At 72.5% G+C, this 18051-nt stretch carries 14 protein-coding genes; 9 read left to right on the top strand and 5 right to left on the bottom strand.

Features of this window, described 5'->3' with window-relative positions; translation table 11 throughout:
- Positions 1–37 precede the first annotated feature (37 nt).
- From ACWCSV_RS06320 to ACWCSV_RS06310, 3 genes are read left to right on the top strand one after another with little or no spacing between them, the layout of a single operon-like run.
- Positions 38–451 carry an ArsR/SmtB family transcription factor gene (locus ACWCSV_RS06320; RefSeq protein WP_451139012.1) on the top strand — a complete coding sequence of 138 codons (414 nt, stop codon included), beginning with the start codon at positions 38–40 and terminating at the stop codon, positions 449–451.
- Positions 448–1569, top strand: a complete 1122-nt coding sequence (gene arsB, locus ACWCSV_RS06315) for an ACR3 family arsenite efflux transporter (RefSeq protein ID WP_451139010.1) — start codon at positions 448–450, stop codon at positions 1567–1569. Before ACWCSV_RS06320 ends, arsB begins: the two co-directional genes overlap by 4 nt.
- A gap of 28 nt (positions 1570–1597) precedes the next feature.
- Positions 1598–2029: an arsenate reductase ArsC gene (locus tag ACWCSV_RS06310; protein WP_451139116.1), complete on the top strand. Its 432-nt coding sequence runs from the start codon at positions 1598–1600 to the stop codon at positions 2027–2029.
- Positions 2030–2729: 700 nt separating this feature from the next.
- On the opposite strand, the gene ACWCSV_RS06305 is transcribed toward ACWCSV_RS06310, so the two are convergent.
- The 3 genes from ACWCSV_RS06305 to glgX all read right to left on the bottom strand — a co-directional run bounded on the left by ACWCSV_RS06305 (position 2730) and on the right by glgX (position 8757).
- Positions 2730–4607: an ABC transporter ATP-binding protein gene (locus ACWCSV_RS06305; RefSeq protein WP_451139008.1), complete on the bottom strand. Its 1878-nt coding sequence runs from the start codon at positions 4605–4607 to the stop codon at positions 2730–2732.
- Complete coding sequence (locus ACWCSV_RS06300; protein ID WP_451139006.1) at positions 4604–6430, bottom strand: ABC transporter ATP-binding protein; 1827 nt, start codon at positions 6428–6430, stop codon at positions 4604–4606. The genes ACWCSV_RS06305 and ACWCSV_RS06300 overlap by 4 nt, the downstream gene beginning before the upstream one ends.
- A 125-nt stretch (positions 6431–6555) precedes the next feature.
- Positions 6556–8757, bottom strand: coding sequence for a glycogen debranching protein GlgX (gene glgX / locus ACWCSV_RS06295; RefSeq protein ID WP_451139114.1), 2202 nt, complete (start codon positions 8755–8757; stop codon positions 6556–6558).
- A 240-nt stretch (positions 8758–8997) separates the two neighbouring features.
- On the opposite strand from glgX, the gene ACWCSV_RS06290 reads away from it, so the two are divergent.
- Complete coding sequence (locus ACWCSV_RS06290; RefSeq protein ID WP_451139004.1) at positions 8998–10242, top strand: Ig-like domain-containing protein; 1245 nt, start codon at positions 8998–9000, stop codon at positions 10240–10242.
- A 196-nt stretch (positions 10243–10438) separates the two neighbouring features.
- Complete coding sequence (locus ACWCSV_RS06285; RefSeq protein ID WP_451139002.1) at positions 10439–11704, top strand: L,D-transpeptidase; 1266 nt, start codon at positions 10439–10441, stop codon at positions 11702–11704.
- A gap of 172 nt (positions 11705–11876) precedes the next feature.
- Here the strand turns inward: ACWCSV_RS06285 and ACWCSV_RS06280 are convergent, their stop codons facing one another.
- Positions 11877–12758: an alpha/beta fold hydrolase gene (locus ACWCSV_RS06280; protein ID WP_451139000.1), complete on the bottom strand. Its 882-nt coding sequence runs from the start codon at positions 12756–12758 to the stop codon at positions 11877–11879.
- Between the two features lie 113 nt (positions 12759–12871).
- Here ACWCSV_RS06280 and ACWCSV_RS06275 point away from each other — a divergent pair, with 113 nt between their 5' ends.
- From ACWCSV_RS06275 to ACWCSV_RS06265, 3 genes are all read left to right on the top strand, one after another.
- A complete protein-coding gene (locus tag ACWCSV_RS06275; protein ID WP_451138998.1) occupies positions 12872–13639 on the top strand; it encodes an enoyl-CoA hydratase/isomerase family protein in 768 nt (255 codons plus the stop codon).
- A gap of 324 nt (positions 13640–13963) precedes the next feature.
- Positions 13964–14491: an ATP-binding protein gene (locus ACWCSV_RS06270; protein ID WP_451138996.1), complete on the top strand. Its 528-nt coding sequence runs from the start codon at positions 13964–13966 to the stop codon at positions 14489–14491.
- A gap of 437 nt (positions 14492–14928) precedes the next feature.
- Entirely contained in the window at positions 14929–15144 is a 216-nt protein-coding gene (locus ACWCSV_RS06265; RefSeq protein ID WP_386886403.1) for an EF-hand domain-containing protein, read from the top strand.
- Between the two features lie 139 nt (positions 15145–15283).
- On the opposite strand, the gene ACWCSV_RS06260 is transcribed toward ACWCSV_RS06265, so the two are convergent.
- Positions 15284–16759 carry a carboxylesterase/lipase family protein gene (locus ACWCSV_RS06260; RefSeq protein ID WP_451138994.1) on the bottom strand — a complete coding sequence of 492 codons (1476 nt, stop codon included), beginning with the start codon at positions 16757–16759 and terminating at the stop codon, positions 15284–15286.
- A 252-nt stretch (positions 16760–17011) separates the two neighbouring features.
- Here ACWCSV_RS06260 and ACWCSV_RS06255 point away from each other — a divergent pair, with 252 nt between their 5' ends.
- Positions 17012–17980 carry a formylglycine-generating enzyme family protein gene (locus tag ACWCSV_RS06255; protein ID WP_451138992.1) on the top strand — a complete coding sequence of 323 codons (969 nt, stop codon included), beginning with the start codon at positions 17012–17014 and terminating at the stop codon, positions 17978–17980.
- Positions 17981–18051 lie beyond the last annotated feature (71 nt).

The following is an 18051-nucleotide window of genomic DNA, read 5'->3' as shown; positions in this document are numbered from 1 at the left end:
GGTTGCATCCAGAATCGAGAAACGTCAATATAGAAGCATGTCGAAACAAGAGCTCGTGGTGCTCGACCAGGACGGTGCCGGGGGATGCTGCCCCGGTCTGCTGACCACCCCGCTGGACGAGGAGCGCTCGCAGGCGCTGGCGAAGGTGTTCAAGGCGCTGGGCGACCCGGTGCGCCTGCGCCTGCTGTCGATGATCGCCTCGCGGGCGGGCGGGGAGGTCTGCGTCTGCGACCTGACCCCGGCCTTCGACCTGTCGCAGCCGACGATCTCCCATCACCTGAAGCTGCTGAAGCAGGCCGGGCTGATCGACTCCGAGCGGCGTGGGACGTGGGTGTACTACCGCCTGCTGCCCGAGACGACCGACCAGCTGGCCCAGGTCCTCACCCGCCCCGCCGGTTCTGCCGGTGGGCCTCTGCCCGTATCACCCGGGTCCGCACGGACCGCTTCGTGAGTACCGGTACCAGCTCCGGGACCACCGCGCCGGTCGCCGGGCGGCTGTCGTTCCTGGACCGCTTTCTCGCCGTGTGGATCCTCGCCGCCATGGCCGCCGGTCTCGGCCTCGGCCGCCTCGTACCGGGGTTGGGCGACGCGCTCGCGAAGGTGACCGTCACCGGCGTCTCGCTGCCGATCGCGCTCGGCCTGCTCGTGATGATGTACCCGGTCCTCGCGAAGGTCCGTTACGACCGCGTCTCCACCGTCACCCGCGACCGGCGCCTGCTCGTCCCCTCCCTGGTGCTGAACTGGGTCGTCGGCCCGGCGCTGATGTTCGCGCTCGCCTGGATCTTCCTGCCCGACCTGCCCGAGTACCGCACCGGGCTCATCATCGTCGGACTGGCCCGCTGCATCGCCATGGTGATCATCTGGAACGACCTGGCCTGTGGCGACCGTGAGGCCGCCGCCGTCCTGGTGGCCCTCAACTCGGTGTTCCAGGTGCTCGCGTTCTCCGCGCTGGGCTGGTTCTACCTCAGCGTGCTGCCCGGGTGGCTCGGGCTGGAGCAGACCGCCCTGGACGTGTCGGTGTGGGAGATCACCCGTTCCGTACTGATCTTCCTCGGCATCCCGCTGCTGGCCGGGTTCCTCACCCGTCGCCTGGGCGAGAAGGCCAAGGGGCGCACCTGGTACGAGAAGAAGCTGGTTCCCCGGATCGGCCCCTTCGCCCTGTACGGACTGCTGTTCACCGTCGTCGTACTCTTCGCCCTCCAGGGCGACGCCATCACCTCGAAGCCCCTGGACGTCGTCCGCATCGCGCTGCCGCTGCTGGTGTACTTCGCGCTGATGTGGGCCGGGTCCCTGGCGGCCGGCCGCGCGCTCGGACTCGGCTACCCGAAGGCGGCGACGCTGGCGTTCACCGCCGCGGGCAACAACTTCGAGCTCGCCATCGCGGTCGCCGTCGCCACCTTCGGCGCCACCTCCGGCCAGGCCCTCGCCGGAGTCGTCGGCCCCCTCATCGAGGTCCCCGTCCTCATCGGCCTCGTCCACGTCGCCCTCGCCGTACGCCACCGCTTCCCCCGGTCCGCCGACACGACAGCCGGACCGGCGGCCGATGTGAAAGGTTCCGCCCGTGTCTGAAGCCATGTCCGAGACCGAGTCCGAAGCGGTGTCCGAGTCCAGGCCGTCCGTGCTTTTCGTGTGCGTCCACAACGCGGGCCGCTCCCAGATGGCCGCCGCCTGGCTCAGCCACCTCTCCGAGGGCCGGGTCGAGGTCCGCTCCGCCGGTTCCGCACCCGTCGCCGCCGTGAACCCGGCCGCCGTACGAGCGATGGCTGAGGCCGGCATCGACCTGTCCGCCGAGACCCCGAAGGTGCTGACCGCCGATGCCGTACGGGCATCCGACGTGGTCATCACCATGGGCTGCGGCGACACCTGCCCCGTCTTCCCCGGCCGGACCTATCTCGACTGGAAGCTCGACGACCCCGCCGGGCGGGGCGTCGACGCGGTCCGCCCGATCCGCGACGAGATCGAGCGGCGGGTACGCGGCCTGCTCGCCGAACTCCTGCCGGAGAGCGCCGGGAGTGCCGGGAGCGCCTGAATCAGTCGTCGCCGGCCGGGGGTCCGGACGATCTCGTTGCCGGTGCCGCCGGTGAGCACGTACTCGCCCGGTGCCAGCCGCCGGGAGGGGTGCAGGGTGCCGAAGTAGGGAGCGAGGTCCAAGGCGCCCTTGGCGTCCGGCAGCACCAGCCGGAAGCCGACGACCAGCGGAAGAGTGCGGTCCCATCGGCACCCTGTGCGCGCGTCGCGCGGCGCCTGGGGCTGGTCCCAGACGAAGCCGTACCGCCGGCCGTGGTCCCCGTCCCCGGAGGTGACCCCGCCCGCGAGGACGGTGGCGCGGCAGCTGCCCTTGGCCGGCGCGGTGACCAGGACGATCCGGTCGCCGGTCACGAGGATGACCGCCGTCAGTACCTCGAAGGCGTCCTCGAACAGGAACACCTGGCGGCAAGGCGTGCCGCCAGGCCAACCGCCCCCGCTCCGGGTCGATTCCGGCGATCGCGCTCGGCCCGGTGCGGCCGTTCCTCCCGCCGACCAGCACCACCCGGTCGGCACGGACGAACGCGGAGTGCGCCGCACCGGGCTGGTGCGAGGTCAACGCGAACTCGGCCGGCAGCGACAGCCGCCGGCCCGGGGCCTCCGCGCCACCCGGGTTCTTCGCGCCCTTTAGGCGGACCAGCGCGCGCCCCTCCCCGGGATCGGCCCCACGTCACGCCTGGCCCGGCGCCACCGGGCCCGTCCGTTCAGGCCAGACTCTCCCGCCAAGCCCGGTGCAGTCCCGCGAACCTGCCCTCGCCGCCGATGAGTTCGGCCGGCGAGCCGTCCTCCACGACGCGGCCGTGCTCCATCACCAGCACCCGGTCCGCGATCTCCACCGTGGACAGCCGGTGCGCGATCACCACCGCCGTACGGCCGTGCAGCACCGTGTCCATGGCCCGCTGCACCGCGCGCTCGCCGGGGATGTCGAGGGAACTGGTCGCCTCGTCGAGGATCACCACCGCCGGGTCGGCCAGCAGGGCCCGCGCGAACGCGACCAACTGGCGCTGCCCGGCGGAGATCCGGCCGCCCCGCTTGCGTACGTCGGTGTCGTACCCCTCCGGCAGGCCCTCGATGAACTCGTGCGCGCCGATCGCCTTCGCCGCCCGCTCGATCTCCTCGGGCGTCGCGTCCGGGCGGCCGATCGCGATGTTCTCCGCGACCGTCCCGGAGAACAGGAACGCCTCCTGCGTCACCATCACCACACCGCGCCGCAGCTCCGCCGTGCCCAGGTCCCGCAGGTCGACGCCGTCCAGCAGCACCCGGCCGCCGGTCGGGTCGTAGAACCGGGCCAGCAGCTTCGCCAGCGTCGACTTGCCCGCACCCGTCGAACCGACCACGGCCACCGTCTGCCCGGCCGGCAGGGTCAGGTCGAAGCGCGGCAGCACCTCGCCGCCGGTGCGGTACGCGAACCTGACCCCGTCGAAGACGACCTCCCGGCCCGGCTGCTCGCCGCGCAGCGGGGGCAGTTCCACCGGGGCGGCGGGCTCCGGCACGGACGGGGTCTGCGCGAGCAGGCCCGCGATCTTCTCCAGGGACGCGGCCGCGGACTCCCAGGAGTTGAGGAACATCGCCAGCCGGTCGATCGGGTCGTACAGCCGGCGCAGGTAGAGCACCGCCGCCGCCAGCACGCCCAGCGCCAGCGTGCCCGAGGCGACCCGGTAGGCGCCCCACAGCACCATGCCCGCGACCGCGATGTTGGCGACGAGCCGGGAGCCCGTCACGTAACGGGCCATCTCCAGCAGGGCGTCGCCGTTCGACCGCTCGTGGCGGTGGTTGAGCGTCGCGAACACGGCGTCGTTGGACCGCTCGCGCCGGAACGCCCGCACCGGCCGGATGCCGTTCATCGTCTCGGCGAACTTCACGATCACCGCCGCCATCGCGGAGGACCGCACGGAGTACGCCCGGCCCGCCCGCGCCTGGTAGACCCGCACCAGCAGATAGAGCGGTACGAAGGAGAGCACCGCGATGGCCCCGGTGCCCAGGTCCAGCCAGAGCAGCATCCCCGAGATGAAGACGAAGGAGAGGACCACGGTGATCAGCTCCTGGAGGCCCTCGCTGAGCAGCTCCCGCAGCGACTCCACGTCCGTCGTCGACCGGGAGATCAGCCGGCCCGAGGTGTAGCGCTCGTGGAAGTCGACGCTCAGCGCCTGCGCGTGCCGGAAGATCCGGCCGCGCAGGTCGAGCAGCACGTCCTGGTTGATGCGGGCCGAGCCCCGGATGAAGGCGTACTGGAGGAGGCCGCCGCCCGCCGCGCAGAGCGCGTAGCCGACGCCCACCGCGATCAGCGGGCCGTGGTCGGAGTCCCGGAACGCGGGCACCGCGCTGTCGATCGCGTACGCCACCAGCAGTGGGCCCGCCTGGACGGCGGCCTGCTGGACGAGGAGCAGCACCACGGTCACCAGGACCCGGGCGCGCAACGGCCGCAGCAGCGAGGCGAGCAGCGCCCGGGTGGCGCCGGGGGGAGTGGGCAGCGCGTCCAGGTCGAACGCGTCACCGGGCGTCGGGGCGGCGCCGGGGCCGCCGGCCTCCGGGGCGGGGGAGCCGTCGGCGGACGGAGCGCCCGCGGTAGTGGTACTGGTCATGGGGTCGTGGCCTCCTCGGCGACCGTGATGCCCGGGTGTGCGGAGCCCGACATCAGCCAGGCGTACTCAGGGTTCGTCCGCAGCAGCTCCTGGTGCGTGCCGACGGCCGCGATCCGGCCGCCGGAGAGCAGTGCGACACGGTCGGCGAGCATCACGGTGGACGGCCGGTGGGCCACGATCACCGCCGTGGTCTCCGCCAGCACCTGCCGCAGCGCCGCCTCCACCCGCGCCTCGGTGTGCACGTCCAGCGCGGAGAGCGGGTCGTCCAGCACCAGGAAGCGCGGCCGGCCGACAACAGCCCGCGCCAGCGCGAGCCGCTGGCGCTGACCGCCCGACAGGCTCAGCCCCTGCTCGCCGACCTGGGTGGCGGTGCCCTCGGGCAGGTCGTGGACGAACTGGGCCTGCGCGACCCCGAGGGCCCGGGCCAGGTCCTCGCCGTCCTCGCCGCCCGTGCCGTCCTCGCCGCCCGCGCCCATCAGGACGTTTTCGCCTACCGTCGCGGAGAACAGCGTCGGCTCCTCGAACGCCACCGACACCAGCGACCGCAGCCGCGCCCGGTCCATGGCGACGATGTCCTCGCCGTCCAGGGTGATCCGCCCGCCGGTGGGTTCGTGCAGCCGGGGCACCAGAGCGGTGAGCGTCGTCTTGCCGGAACCGGTGGCGCCGACCAGCGCCATCGTCTCGCCCGGCCGGACGTGCAGGTCGATCCCGGCGAGCACGGGTACGGAGTCCGGGGCCGCGTCCGGGTAGCGGAAGGAGACCCCCTCGAAAACCATCCCGGAAGCGCTTCCGGGCACCCCGCCCGCCTCGGCACCGGAGGCCGGCCCGCTCTCCTCCGCCACGTCCATGACCTCGAAGTACCGGTCGGTCGCGGTCGCCGCCTCCTGGCTCATCGCGAGCAGGAAGCCGATCGACTCCACCGGCCAGCGCAGAGCGAGGGCCGTCGACAGGAACGCCACCAGCGTCCCCGCCGAGAGGTCGCCGTCCGCCACCTGGACCGTGCCGACGACCAGCGCGGCGCCGATCGCCAGCTCCGGCACCCCGGTGATGAGCGCCCAGATCCCCGCCAGCAGCCGGGCCTTGGTCAGCTCGGTGGAGCGCAGCCGGTGCGAGAGCTCCTTGAACGCCCGCGCCTGGCTGCGGTGGCGGCCGAAGCCCTTGATGATCCGGATGCCGAGCACGCTCTCCTCGACCACCGTCGTCAGGTCGCCGACCTGGTCCTGGGCGGTGCGCGCGGCCAGCGAGTACTTCGACTCGAAGACGGAGCTGAGGACCATCAGCGGGACCGCCGGGGCGAGCAGCACCAGCCCCAGCGACCACTCCTGGAGGAAGAGGATGACGAACCCGATGGCGATCGTCACCGAGTTGACCAGCAGGAACGTCAGCGGGAACGCCAGGAACATGCGTACCAGCATCAGATCGGTGGTGCCGCGCGACAGCAGCTGACCCGACGGCCAGCGGTCGTGGAAGGCCATCGGGAGCCGCTGGAGACGGTGGTAGAGGTCGGCCCGCATGCCCGCCTCGACCCCGGCCAGCGGCCGGGCCACCAGCCACCGCCGCACTCCGAACAGCACCGCTTCCAGGAGGCCCAGGAGCAGCAGCCAGAGCGCCCCGAGCCAGACCCCGCCCGGGTCACGGTCCGCCACCGGGCCGTCCACCATCCACTTGAGCACGAGCGGGATGACCAGCCCGAGCCCGGACGCGACCACCGCGACGAGCGCGGCGGTGAACCAACGGGCGCGTACGGGACGGAGATAGGGCCACAAACGCTTGAGAGCGCGCACGGTGGACCGGTCCGTGCGCTCGGCGGGGTTCTCGGGCATCAGGGGCGATCCTATGTTTCACCACTGACAAGACTCATCGGGTTTTCCGGCCGTCCGGAAGCCCCGGCTCCGCCCCGGCGGCGGACCAGGGCGGGGGCCCCGGTGTCCGTCGCACCGTCACCCCCTCACGCCGTCACCCGCAGCAGCAGAACCGAGCGCCCCGGCACCGTCAGCACCGTGCCGCCCGCGTGGACCGTGCCGGGTGCCTCGGCCTGGTCCTCCCGGGAGGTGTCGAGGACGAGTTCGTAGGAGGCGGCCCACGGCGGGCCCGGCAGCAGGAAGCCGGCCGGGTGCTCCGCCGCGTGCAGGACCGCCAGGAAGCTGTCGTCCACGATCTGCTCGCCCCGCGCGTCCCGGCCCGGGATGTCCCGCCCGGAGAGGAAGAGCCCGAGCGTCGCCGCGGGCGCGTACCAGTCCTGGGCCGTCATCTCCTCGCCGTGCCGGGTGAACCAGGCAAGGTCCCGCAGCCCGTCCGCGGTCTGGGGCCGACCGGAGAAGAACGCCCGTCGGCGCAGCACCGGATGGGTGTGCCGCAGCCGCAGCACCCGGGCGGTCAGCTCGGTCAGCCCGCGCCAGCCGGGGTCCTCCAGCAGCGACCAGTCGACCCAGCTGATCTCGTTGTCCTGGCAGTAGGCGTTGTTGTTGCCGCCCTGCGTACGCCCCATCTCGTCGCCGGCCACCAGCATCGGCACCCCGGTGGAGAGCAGCAGCGTGGTGAGGAGGTTGCGCAGCTGGCGGCGGCGGAGCGCGTTGATCTCCGGGTCGTCGCTCTCGCCCTCCGTGCCGCAGTTCCAGGAGCGGTTGTCGCCGGTGCCGTCGCGGTTGCCCTCGCCGTTGGCCTCGTTGTGCTTGTGGTGGTAGCTCACCAGGTCGCGCAGGGTGAAACCGTCGTGCGCGGTGACGAAGTTGACGGAGGCGTACGGGCGCCGCCCGCCCCAGGCGTACAGGTCGCTGGAGCCGGAGAGGCGGTAGCCGAGGTCGCGTACGTCGGGCAGCGCGCCGCGCCAGAAGTCCCGGACGGCGTCGCGGTAGCGGTCGTTCCACTCGGTCCACAGCGGCGGGAAGGCGCCCACCTGGTAGCCGCCGTTCCCCACGTCCCAGGGCTCGGCGATCAGCTTCACCCGGCGCAGCACCGGGTCCTGGGCGATCACCGCGAGGAACGGGGAGAGCATGTCGACGTCGTGCATCGAGCGGGCCAGCGCCGCCGCGAGGTCGAAGCGGAAGCCGTCGACGCCCATCTCGGTGACCCAGTACCGCAGGGAGTCGGTGATCAGCCGCAGTACGTGCGGCTGCACCACGTGCAGGGTGTTGCCGCAGCCGGTGTAGTCGGCGTACCGGCGGGCGTCGGACTGGAGGCGGTAGTAGCCGCGGTTGTCGACCCCGCGCATGGACAGGGTCGGGCCCAGCTCGCCGGCCTCGGCGGTGTGGTTGTAGACCACGTCGAGGATCACCTCGATCCCCGCGTCGTGCAGGGCGCGCACCATCCGCTTGAACTCGCCGACCTGCGCCCCGGCGGTACCGCTCGCGGCGTAGTCGGCATGCGGGGCGAAGTAGCCGATCGAGTTGTAGCCCCAGTAGTTGTGCATCCCGCGCCGGAGCAGATGGTCCTCGTGCGCGAACTGGTGCACCGGCAGCAGCTCCACGGCCGTCACCCCCAGCCGCTTCAGGTGCTCGATCGCGGCGGGGTGGGCGAGACCGGCGTACGTACCGCGCAGCTCGGGCGGGATGCCCGGGTGCAGCTTGGTGAACCCGCGCACGTGGAGCTCGTAGATGACGGAATCGGCCCAGGGAGTCTTGGGGCGCCGGTCGTCGATCCACTCGTCGCCCCGCGGGTCGTCGTCCACGACGACCCCCTTGGGTACGAACGGCGCCGAGTCGCGCTCGTCGCGCACGGTGTCGGCGACGTGCTGCTGCGGCCAGTCCCGCACGTGGCCGTACACCTCGGGCGGCAGGGAGAAACTGCCGTCCACGGCGCGGGCGTACGGGTCGAGCAGCAGTTTCGCGGCGTTCCACCGCGCCCCCGTCCACGGGTCCCAGCGGCCGTGGACGCGGTAGCCGTACCGCTGGCCCGGCCGCACCCCCGGCAGGAAACCGTGCCAGATCTCATGGGTCAGCTCGGTCAGGCGGCACCGCGTCTCGCGGCCCGCCTCGTCGAAGAGGCAGAGGTCGACCGCCTCCGCCCCGCCCGCCCACAGGGCGAAGTTGGTGCCCGCCACCCCGTCCGGACCCACCCGGAACCGCGCCCCCAGAGGCATGGGCGCACCCGGCCACACCGGCGGCGGTACGGCTCCGTCCGGGCTCCAGGCGGAGGCACCGGAGTGCGGCACACGGGTGGTGTTTCCCGAGGGCCCTTCGCCCGCGCGTACCGGTCGTACCGGCTCCTGCGCGGCTTCCTGCTCGGCTGCGCTCGACACTCCCGGCCTCCTGCGGCTCGTGGGGACGGGCAAGACGGGAAGCGCCCACGGCGTCCCGGCCGCGGCCTCCCGGTGAAGTCCTCCCCCCTGTTCTGCCCACCGGGAGGCCCACACTCACGTTTCCCCGGAGCGACCCTGGTCGTTGGTGGGTGCGTGACTCACACAGCGAAGAGAGCACGGACCGGTCCGGCCGCCGTGCTGACATGGGCAGGACTACTGGTGGCCGCGGCCCTACTGACCGGCTGCACCGGGGGGATTCCATTCGTCAACGGCAAGGCCCGCGCCCCCGAGGACGCGATCCGGATCCTTCCGGCGGACGGCGCCAAGAACGTCCCGGCCTCCACCCGGATCGGGGTGGAGGTCCCGGACGGGCACCTGGAGAGCGTCGAGGTCTCGCAGATCGAGGACGCCCGGAGCGACCGGATCACCGGGAGGATCTCCGAGGACGGCCGCCGGTGGACCCCCGCCGGCGGCGCGGGACGGCTCCGGCTCGCCGCGAAGTACAGCGTCGACGCGGTGGCGGTGGACGGGGCCGGGCGCAGGTCGGCCCGGCACACCACCTTCACCACGCTGATCCCCGGGCACCACTTCATCGGCTACTTCAAACCGGAGCACCGCTCCACGGTCGGCACCGGGATGATCGTCTCCTTCGACTTCAGCAGCCCCGTCACCCACCGTGCCGCGGTGCAGCGCGCCATCAAGGTCACCGCCGACCCCGCCGTGGAGGTGTCCGGCCACTGGTTCGGCAAGGACCGGCTCGACTTCCGCCCGGAGAAGTACTGGAAGCCGGGCACCGTGGTCACCGTCGACATCGGGCTGCGGGACGTGGAGGGCTCGCCCGGGGTGTACGGCAGCCAGAACAAGCGCGTCCGCTTCACCGTGGGCCGCTCCCAGGTCTCCCTGGTCGACGCCTCCGAACACACCATGGAGGTGCGCCGCGACGGCGAGCTCGTCAGCACCGTGCCGATCACCGCGGGGGCGCCGAAGACCACCACCTACAACGGGAAGATGGTGGTCAGCGAGCTCCACGAGGTGACCCGGATGGACGGGCGCACGGTCGGCTTCGGCGGGGAGTACGACATCAAGGACGTGCCGCACGCCATCCGGCTCACCGAGTCCGGCACCTTCCTGCACGGCAACTACTGGGCACCCGAGGACACCTTCGGCTCCGAGAACGTCAGCCACGGCTGCATCGGGCTGCGGGACGAGAAGGGCGGCAGCGGGTCCGCCCCGGCCGGCTGGTTCTTCGACCGCACCCTCGTCGGCGACGTCGTGGAGGTCGTCAACTCCGACGACAAGACGGTCGCCCCGGACAACGGACTCAGCGGCTGGAACCTCGACTGGAAGCGGTGGAAAGCGGGTTCGGCCCTCCGGGAGGTGCCCCGTGCGGGGCGGTGACACCCCGCCCCCGTGAGCGTCTCCGCACCCCGTGTCACCTGCGTTTGTTCCGGCGGCACTTGGGACTGAACGGTGACATCCCCAGTACTTCACCGCGTTGCACCGTGTGGTTTTCTTCTCGATAGGCGCGCATGTTCGACGCGCGGGGGTGTGCGGGGCCCGGTCGGGCCAGGCCGTGCGAGGGGAGACGACCACGATGAGCGGGAAGCCGATACGAGGGTGTGCGGCCGGGACCGGCGGGGGGACGCGCGGGCGCCGGGGCCCCGGAATCCTCGCGGTGCTGCTGGGCGCACTGCTTCTGCTGGTGACGGCCTGCGGCGGTTCCGGCGGAAGCGGTGCGGGCGGCGGCGGTGGCGCCGGAGCCAAGGGCGGCAGCGGCCAGGTCCAGGACACCGCCGCCTCCGAGGCGGTCGTGACCGTGGCACCGGCGGACGGCGCCACCTCCGTGGAGACCAGCGGAGCGCTGAAGGTCTCGGCCGCCAAGGGCAAGCTGACCGCGGTCAAGGTGGTCGACGCCCAGGGCGCCGAGGTACAGGGCACCCTCTCCGCGGACGCCACCAACTGGACGCCCGAACGGCACCTCGCGGCGTCCACCAAGTACGCGGTCCACGCCATCGCCGAAGACTCCAAGGGCCGCCAGTCGGCCAAGGACACCACCTTCACCACGCTGGTCCCGAAGAACACCTTCATCGGGCAGTACACCCCCGAGGACGGCTCGACCGTCGGCGTCGGCATGCCGGTCTCCATCAACTTCACCCGGGGCATCACCGACCCCGACGCCGTGGAGAAGGCCATCACGGTCAAGGCCGAGCCCAGCGTGCCGATCGAGGGCCACTGGTTCGGCAACGACCGCCTCGACTTCCGCCCCGAGAACTACTGGGCCTCCGGCACCAAGGTGACGGTGGAGCTCAACCTCGACGGCGTGGAGGGACGGCCCGGCGTCTACGGCAAGCAGGCCAAGTCCTTCAGCTTCACGATCGGCCGCAGGCAGGTCTCCACGGTCGACGCCTCCACCCACCGGATGGTCGTCGTCCGCGACGGCAAGACGCTCAAGGACATCCCGATCTCGGCGGGCGCCCCGGCCACGACCACGTACAACGGCCAGATGGTCATCAGCGAGAAGCTCCGGGTGACCCGGATGAACGGCGACACGGTCGGCTTCGGCGGGGAGTACGACATCAAGGACGTGCCGCACGCCATGCGCCTGTCCACCTCGGGCACCTTCGTGCACGGCAACTACTGGGGCAACTCCAGCATCTTCGGCACCACCAACACCAGCCACGGCTGCGTCGGGCTCCAGGACGTGCGCGGCGGGAACGACGGGCAGACCCCGGCCGGCTGGTTCTACGACCAGTCGATCATCGGAGACGTCGTCGTGGTGAAGAACTCCAAGGACAAGGTCATCCCCCCGGACAACGGCCTCAACGGCTGGAACATGGACTGGTCCGAGTGGATCAAGTGACCCTGCTGAGCGGCTGAGAACCGAGCGGTTGGAAACGGGCGGTGGGCCCGGTGCCTGGGAACGGCACCGGGCCCACCGCCCGTTCCATGCCCACCGCCCGTTCCATGCCCGGTGCCCGTGCCGGTGCCGATCGCGGGCGGGGGCGTCGGGGCGCGTCCGGGGGACGGCCCGCTCAGCCGGTGTGTGACACCAGGGCGTCGACGAGCACCGGCCAGAGCTCCCGGGGGCGGTCGTGGCCCATGTCGGGGACCAGCAGGAGCTCCGCACCGGGCACGAGCTCCGCGGTGCGCTTTCCGCCGCTGGGGTCGATCAGCGTGTCGTCCAGGCCATGGATCACCAGCGTCGGCACCCGCAGTCCGCGGAGTGCGTCCGCGCGTGAACCGCTGAGGATCATCGCGCCGAGCTGCCGCCCGGTCCCCGCGGGGCGGTACGACCGGTCGTAGCTCGCGGCGGCCAGCTCACGCAGCGCCTTGGCGTCGCCGTACCGCTTGGAGGCCCACACCAGCTCCCTCTCCGCCGCCGCCACGTATCCCTCGCGGTCCGCCGGCTTCGGGGCGGACACCGCCGCCTGGGCCTCCGGGCTGGACAGGCCGTACTCACTCTCGCCGGTCGACGACATCATCGACGTCAGGGTCAGCACCCGCTCCGGGGAGGAGAGGGCCATCGTCTGGGCGATCATCCCGCCCATCGAGGTACCGACCACGTGGGCGCGCTCGATACCGAGCGCGGTGAGCAGGCCGAGTCCGTCGTCGGCCATGTCGCGGAGCCGGTAGGGAACCATCGCGAGGGCGGCGGGGATGTCGCCGGAGCTGACGGTGGCGATGAACTCGCCCGTGTCGACAGGGTGTTCGTCGAACGTGGTGGACAGCCCGCAGTCACGGTTGTCGTACCGGATCACGTACCGGCCGCGGTTCGCCAGCGCGCGGCAGAAGTCCTCGTGCCAGGCGAGCATCTGCGCGCCGAGACCCATCACGAGCAGGACGGGCGGGTCCCCGGGATCGCCGAAGCTCTCGTACGCGATGGACACTTCGGGAGACACGGAAACGATCGGCATGCGTGAATCCTGCCACGGGGCCGGCCGCGGAGCGCGCCCCCGCAACGGGCACGTGACCTGCGCCTCCCCTGCCGGCCCCCGTCATCCGCCGGGACAGCACTTAGCCTGCCCCCATGACCGTAACCCTCGAAGTACAGGACGGCGTCGGCACGATCCGGCTGGACCGGCCGCCGATGAACGCGTTGGACGTGGCCACCCAGGACCGGCTGAAGGAACTGGCCGAGGAGGCCGCCCGCCGCGACGACGTGCGCGCCGTGGTGATCCACGGGGGAGAGAAGGTGTTCGCGGCCGGCGCGGACATCAAGGAGATGCGGGACATGGACCACGCGGCGATGGTCGTACGGTCCCGCGCGCTCCAGGACTCCTTCACCGCCGTCGCCCGCATCCCCAAGCCGGTGGTCGCCGCCGTCTCCGGGTACGCCCTGGGCGGCGGCTGCGAGCTGGCGCTCTGCGCCGACTTCCGGATCGCCGGGGAGAACGCCCGGCTGGGCCAGCCGGAGATCCTGCTCGGGGTGATCCCGGGGGCCGGCGGCACGCAGCGCCTCGCCCGTCTCGTCGGCCCCTCGCGGGCCAAGGACCTGATCTTCACCGGCCGTCACGTGCGGGCGGACGAGGCCCTGGCCATCGGCCTGGTCGACCGGGTGGTTCCGGCGGACGAGGTGTACGCGCAGGCGTACGCCTGGGCCTCGGCCCTGGCGAAGGGGCCGGCGCTGGCGCTGCGGGCCGCGAAGGAAGCGGTGGACGCGGGTCTGGAGACGGACCTCGACACCGGTCTCACCATCGAACGGACCCTGTTCGCCGGGCTGTTCGCCACGGAGGACCGGGCGACCGGCATGCGCAGCTTCATGGAGGACGGGCCGGGGAAGGCCACCTTCCGCTGAGCCGGCCGGCCGCGCCGGCCCTGCTCGCACGCGTCGTGCGGGCGGGCCGCGCGTGGTCGGTGGGTGCGTCGTACGTCGCCGAGAGGGCGGTGCGGATTCATCCGTGCGGGCGGCATCGCCGGTACCCGCACCGGCCCGCACCGTTCACCCCGGCCGGTGAGGCGGCCAGGGTGGGCCTTTCGCGACGCCGGTATTCCGTCCCAGGTCAGCAGGGTTGTCCAGATCATTTTTATGCCTTTGGCATATGCCGATCTCCCTACCGGATCCGGCCATTCCGGAGGTGGGATTCCCCCGGAACGGCTCCGGGCGAGGTCCGCTCCGGCCATGATGGGGGGCATGGCGGGCTTGGAGGGTGGGGAACAGTCGCGCGCGCACGGAAGTGCGACGGCTGCGCGGCGGGTATCGGTGTCGGAGGACGAACAGCCGAGCCATGTACTGGAGTTGTACGGCAACCCGACCGACGAGGAGGGCGTGCGGCTGCCTTCCCGTCCGGAGTCGGCCGCGACGGCTCGCCGGATCGCGTCGGCCGTGGTGCTGTGGCAGTGGAACCTCTCCCCGCAGCTCGCCGAGTACGCCGTCCTGCTCGTCTCGGAACTCGTCGGCAATGCCGTACGGCACACCGGGGCGCAGTACTTCGGCCTGCGCATGGAGCGCCGCCGGGGCATGATCCGGATCGGCGTGCGCGACCCCTCGCGCGGCCTGCCGTGCCTGATGCCGGTGCGGGAGATGGACGTGAGCGGGCGGGGCCTCTTCCTCGTCGACAAGCTCTCCGACCGCTGGGGGGTCGACCTGCTGCCGCGCGGCAAGATCACCTGGTTCGAGATGCGGATCTCCGACCGCACGGACCGGTAGACCGCCCTGGGGGGTGCTCCCCGGTACACGCAGAAGCCCCCGTCCGCCGTGGTCCGGCGAGCTGGGGGCTTCTGTGGGGGGCCGTGGAATGGGGGGTGGTCCACGGCCGCGTGCATGACCTGTGCTCGGGTCGGAGGAGGTCGTGGGACGACTATGGCACATCAGCCCTCGGGAAACCAAAGACACATTTCGGGCATGTGGGTATCTATGCGCTCTTTTGGGATGTGAATCGTAGGTGTCATCAGGGAAATCCCTGGCATTCAGTGAATGAATATGAGGTTCAGTGGATGATTCGTAGATGCCTCGTGAAGGAGGAAGGTCGTTGCCGCCCTGCTGGTCCGGCCGGCCGTCCGGCTCTTCACCGGCCGCCGCTGGGGTGGGCGCGTCGGCCCGTTAATCTGACCACCGTCAATCGGACAAGCGATAGGGGCGGAAAAGTGGCGGACATCGAGTCGGCACGCAAGGCGTTCGAGCATTTCGACCAGAACGGTGACGGCCTCATCACGGCCGCCGAGTACAAGAGCGCCATGGCGCAGCTGGGCGACCCGTTCGTCACCGAGACGGTCGCCCAGGCGATCATCAACTCCCACGACGCCAACGGTGACGGCCTGCTCACCTTCGACGAGTTCTGGGCCTCGCAGAACAAGGCCTGAGCCCGACCGGGCACGGCCCGAACCCGACGGGACGAGGCCTGAGCCCGACGCGGGACGAGACCCGGGTCCGGCGGGCCACGGCCCGAACCGTCGGCGGCGGTCCCCGGTCCCGTTGCGGACCGGGGCCCACCCCTGGAACTCAGCCCGCCGCGCGGTACGGGGGCCAGCCGCGCAGCTCGTCGTCGCGGGGCGCCTCCACCACGGCGGGAGCGCCCGGACCGAACGCCATCACCGGCCGCCGCGCGTCCCAGGCGTCCCACCCCGGATCACCGGTGGCCGCGAACCGTACCCAGGCCGCGTGCATCGCGTCCGCCAGCTCCTGCGGGGCGTGCGGACCGGCCAGCGCCACGGCGTCCGGGTGGGCCAGGGTGTCGAAGACGAAGCCGATCTCCAGGGCGTGGCAGGCTCCCAGACGCCGCACGGGGGAGGGCCAGCCGAACTCGTAGAGGTACGTACGGCCCGGAGCGCCCACCCGCGCGTCCGCCAGGACGTTGAGGGGCACCCTCAGCAGCAGGTCCGTGGCGAGCGCGCCGAGCAGCTCGCCCGGCGTGGCGTCCGGGCGGTTGGCCCGGTACACGCGCGCCGTCGCGCCCGGCACCCCGAACTTCAGCAGCGCCAGCCGCAGCCGGACGCGCCCCAGACGCTCGGTCAGCCCACTGGGCACGAACCAGAGGCGGTACTCCTCGGTGTTCGTCCCCATCAGCAGGTCCACCCCGCCCGCCGCGCCCTCGCGCAGCGCCTCGGCAGGGTCGCGGGGGAGCAGGTCGCCGTCGACCACGATCTGGAACGCGTTGCGGCCGGTCAGCGGGTTCCCGCCGCGGGTCACCTCGGCCTGGGCGGCGAGCAGCGCGGACGGTTCCACGGCCGCCAGCGCCGCGGCCGTCGCCGGAACGCCCAGGCGCCGGGCGACGAGCTCCGTCGTACGGCGCCCCGCCTCGGGCGCCGGCGCGTCCGGCGCCCCGCTCTGCAGCACCGCCCGCCGGAACAGCCCCGCCGCCCTCGGCGCGGTGAGCAGCGCGGCGACGCTCACCGCCCCGGCCGACTCACCCGCCACCGTCACCCGCTCCGGATCGCCCCCGAACGCCGCGACGTTGTCCCGTACCCACTCCAGCGCGGCCAGCTGGTCGAGCAGCCCGAGATTGGCGGGGGCGTCCGGGAGCACGCCGAACCCCTCGATCCCCAGGCGGTAGTTGACCGAGACCAGCACCACCCCGTCCCGGGCGAACGCCGTCCCGTCGTAGACCGGGACGGCGGAGGACCCGTGCAGCAGCGAGCCGCCGTGTATCCAGACGAGCACCGGCAGCCCCGTCCGCTCCGGGCCGGGCGTCCAGACGTTGAGGTTGAGCCAGCCGTCCCCGGGCACCTCGGGGTCCGGCAACAGGGCGTCCAGGGGCGGGTCGTACGGCCGTTTCGGCGCGGTCGGCCCGAACGCGACGGCCTCCCGCACCCCCGCCCACCGCTCGGGCGGCTCCGGCGCCCGGAACCTGCGGGCGCCCACGGGGGCAGCCGCGTACGGGACGCCCCGGAAGACCACCACCCCGTTCTCCCGGACTCCGCGCACGGCTCCGTGGAAGGTGGTGACGGTCGGGCGGTCGTCCGGATGTCTCTCGCGCATGTGCCTCGGCCCTTTCGCGGTGCCCTCCAGGATCGGGTGCCCTCCAGAATGGGGTACTTCCCCGTCGGACGCAGTCCCAAGAGCCGACGGGTGGACGGACCGGGGCCCGACCGCACGCACCGGCGGCGTGTACCGGGACCCGCCGACGACGTGCGCCGGCGCCCCCGCGATCCTGGACGCGGGCACCGCCGCCCGCCGGCCCCGTACCGCAGAACGCCACCCACGGCAGAACGTCACCACCGGAGCTTCCGCATGAGCACGCCCGACCGACCCTGTTGCGCCCCCGGCCGCACCCCGCACGGCACCGGCCACGGCACCGGCGCCGACCGCGGCCCCGCGCTGCTCGGCATACCCGCCGTCCCGCCGCCCCCGGGGAACGTACGGGCCGGCGGACACACCCTGGCCGAACTGCCCGGCGGGACCTTCTGGATGGGCGACGCCTTCGACGAGGGGTACCGGGCCGACCACGAGGGCCCCGCCCGCCGGGTCACCGTCGGCGCCTTCGCCATCGACACCACCGCCGTCGGCAACGCACAGTTCGCCGCGTTCGTCCGGGCCACCGGACACCGCACGGACGCCGAACGCTTCGGCAGCTCCTTCGTCTTCCACCAGCTCGTCCACCCCGACGCCCGGCGCCACGTCGTCGGCACCGTCCCCGGCGCCCCCTGGTGGCTCGGCGTGGAGGGCGCCTCCTGGTCCGCCCCCGAAGGCCCCGGCTCCGACGTCACGGGCCGCGCCGACCACCCCGTCGTCCACGTCTCCCACGACGACGCCCTCGCCTACTGCGCCTGGGCGGGGCTGCGCCTGCCCACCGAGGCGGAATGGGAGTACGCCGCCCGGGGCGGGCTGAACAGCGCCCGCTACCCGTGGGGCGACGAGTTCACCCCCGGTGGCGAGGAACGCTGCAACACCTGGCTGGGCGACTTCCCGCACCGCTCCGACCGGCCCGGCGGCCCCGGCACCGTACCCGTCACCGCCTACCCGCCCAACGGGTACGGCCTCCACAACACCTCGGGCAACGTCTGGGAGTGGTGCGCCGACGCCTCCGGACCCGGCGGACGTGTCATCCGCGGCGGCTCCTACCTCTGCCACGCCTCCTACTGCAACCGCTACCGGGTAGCCGCCCGCTCCCACAACACCCCCGACTCCTCCACCGGCCACGGCGGGTTCCGGTGCGCCCGCGACACGGGCACGGCGACAGTGAGCACGACGACGCCGTGAGCACGACGAGGCCGTGAGCACGACAGCGCGCCCCGGCCGGTGGACTTCCGGCCGGGGCGCGCTGTCACACG

Source organism: Streptomyces sp. NPDC001770 (genome assembly GCF_053596135.1).
Note: the sequence above shows the minus strand (reverse complement) of the source record. Positions and strands in the feature narration are given on the sequence as shown.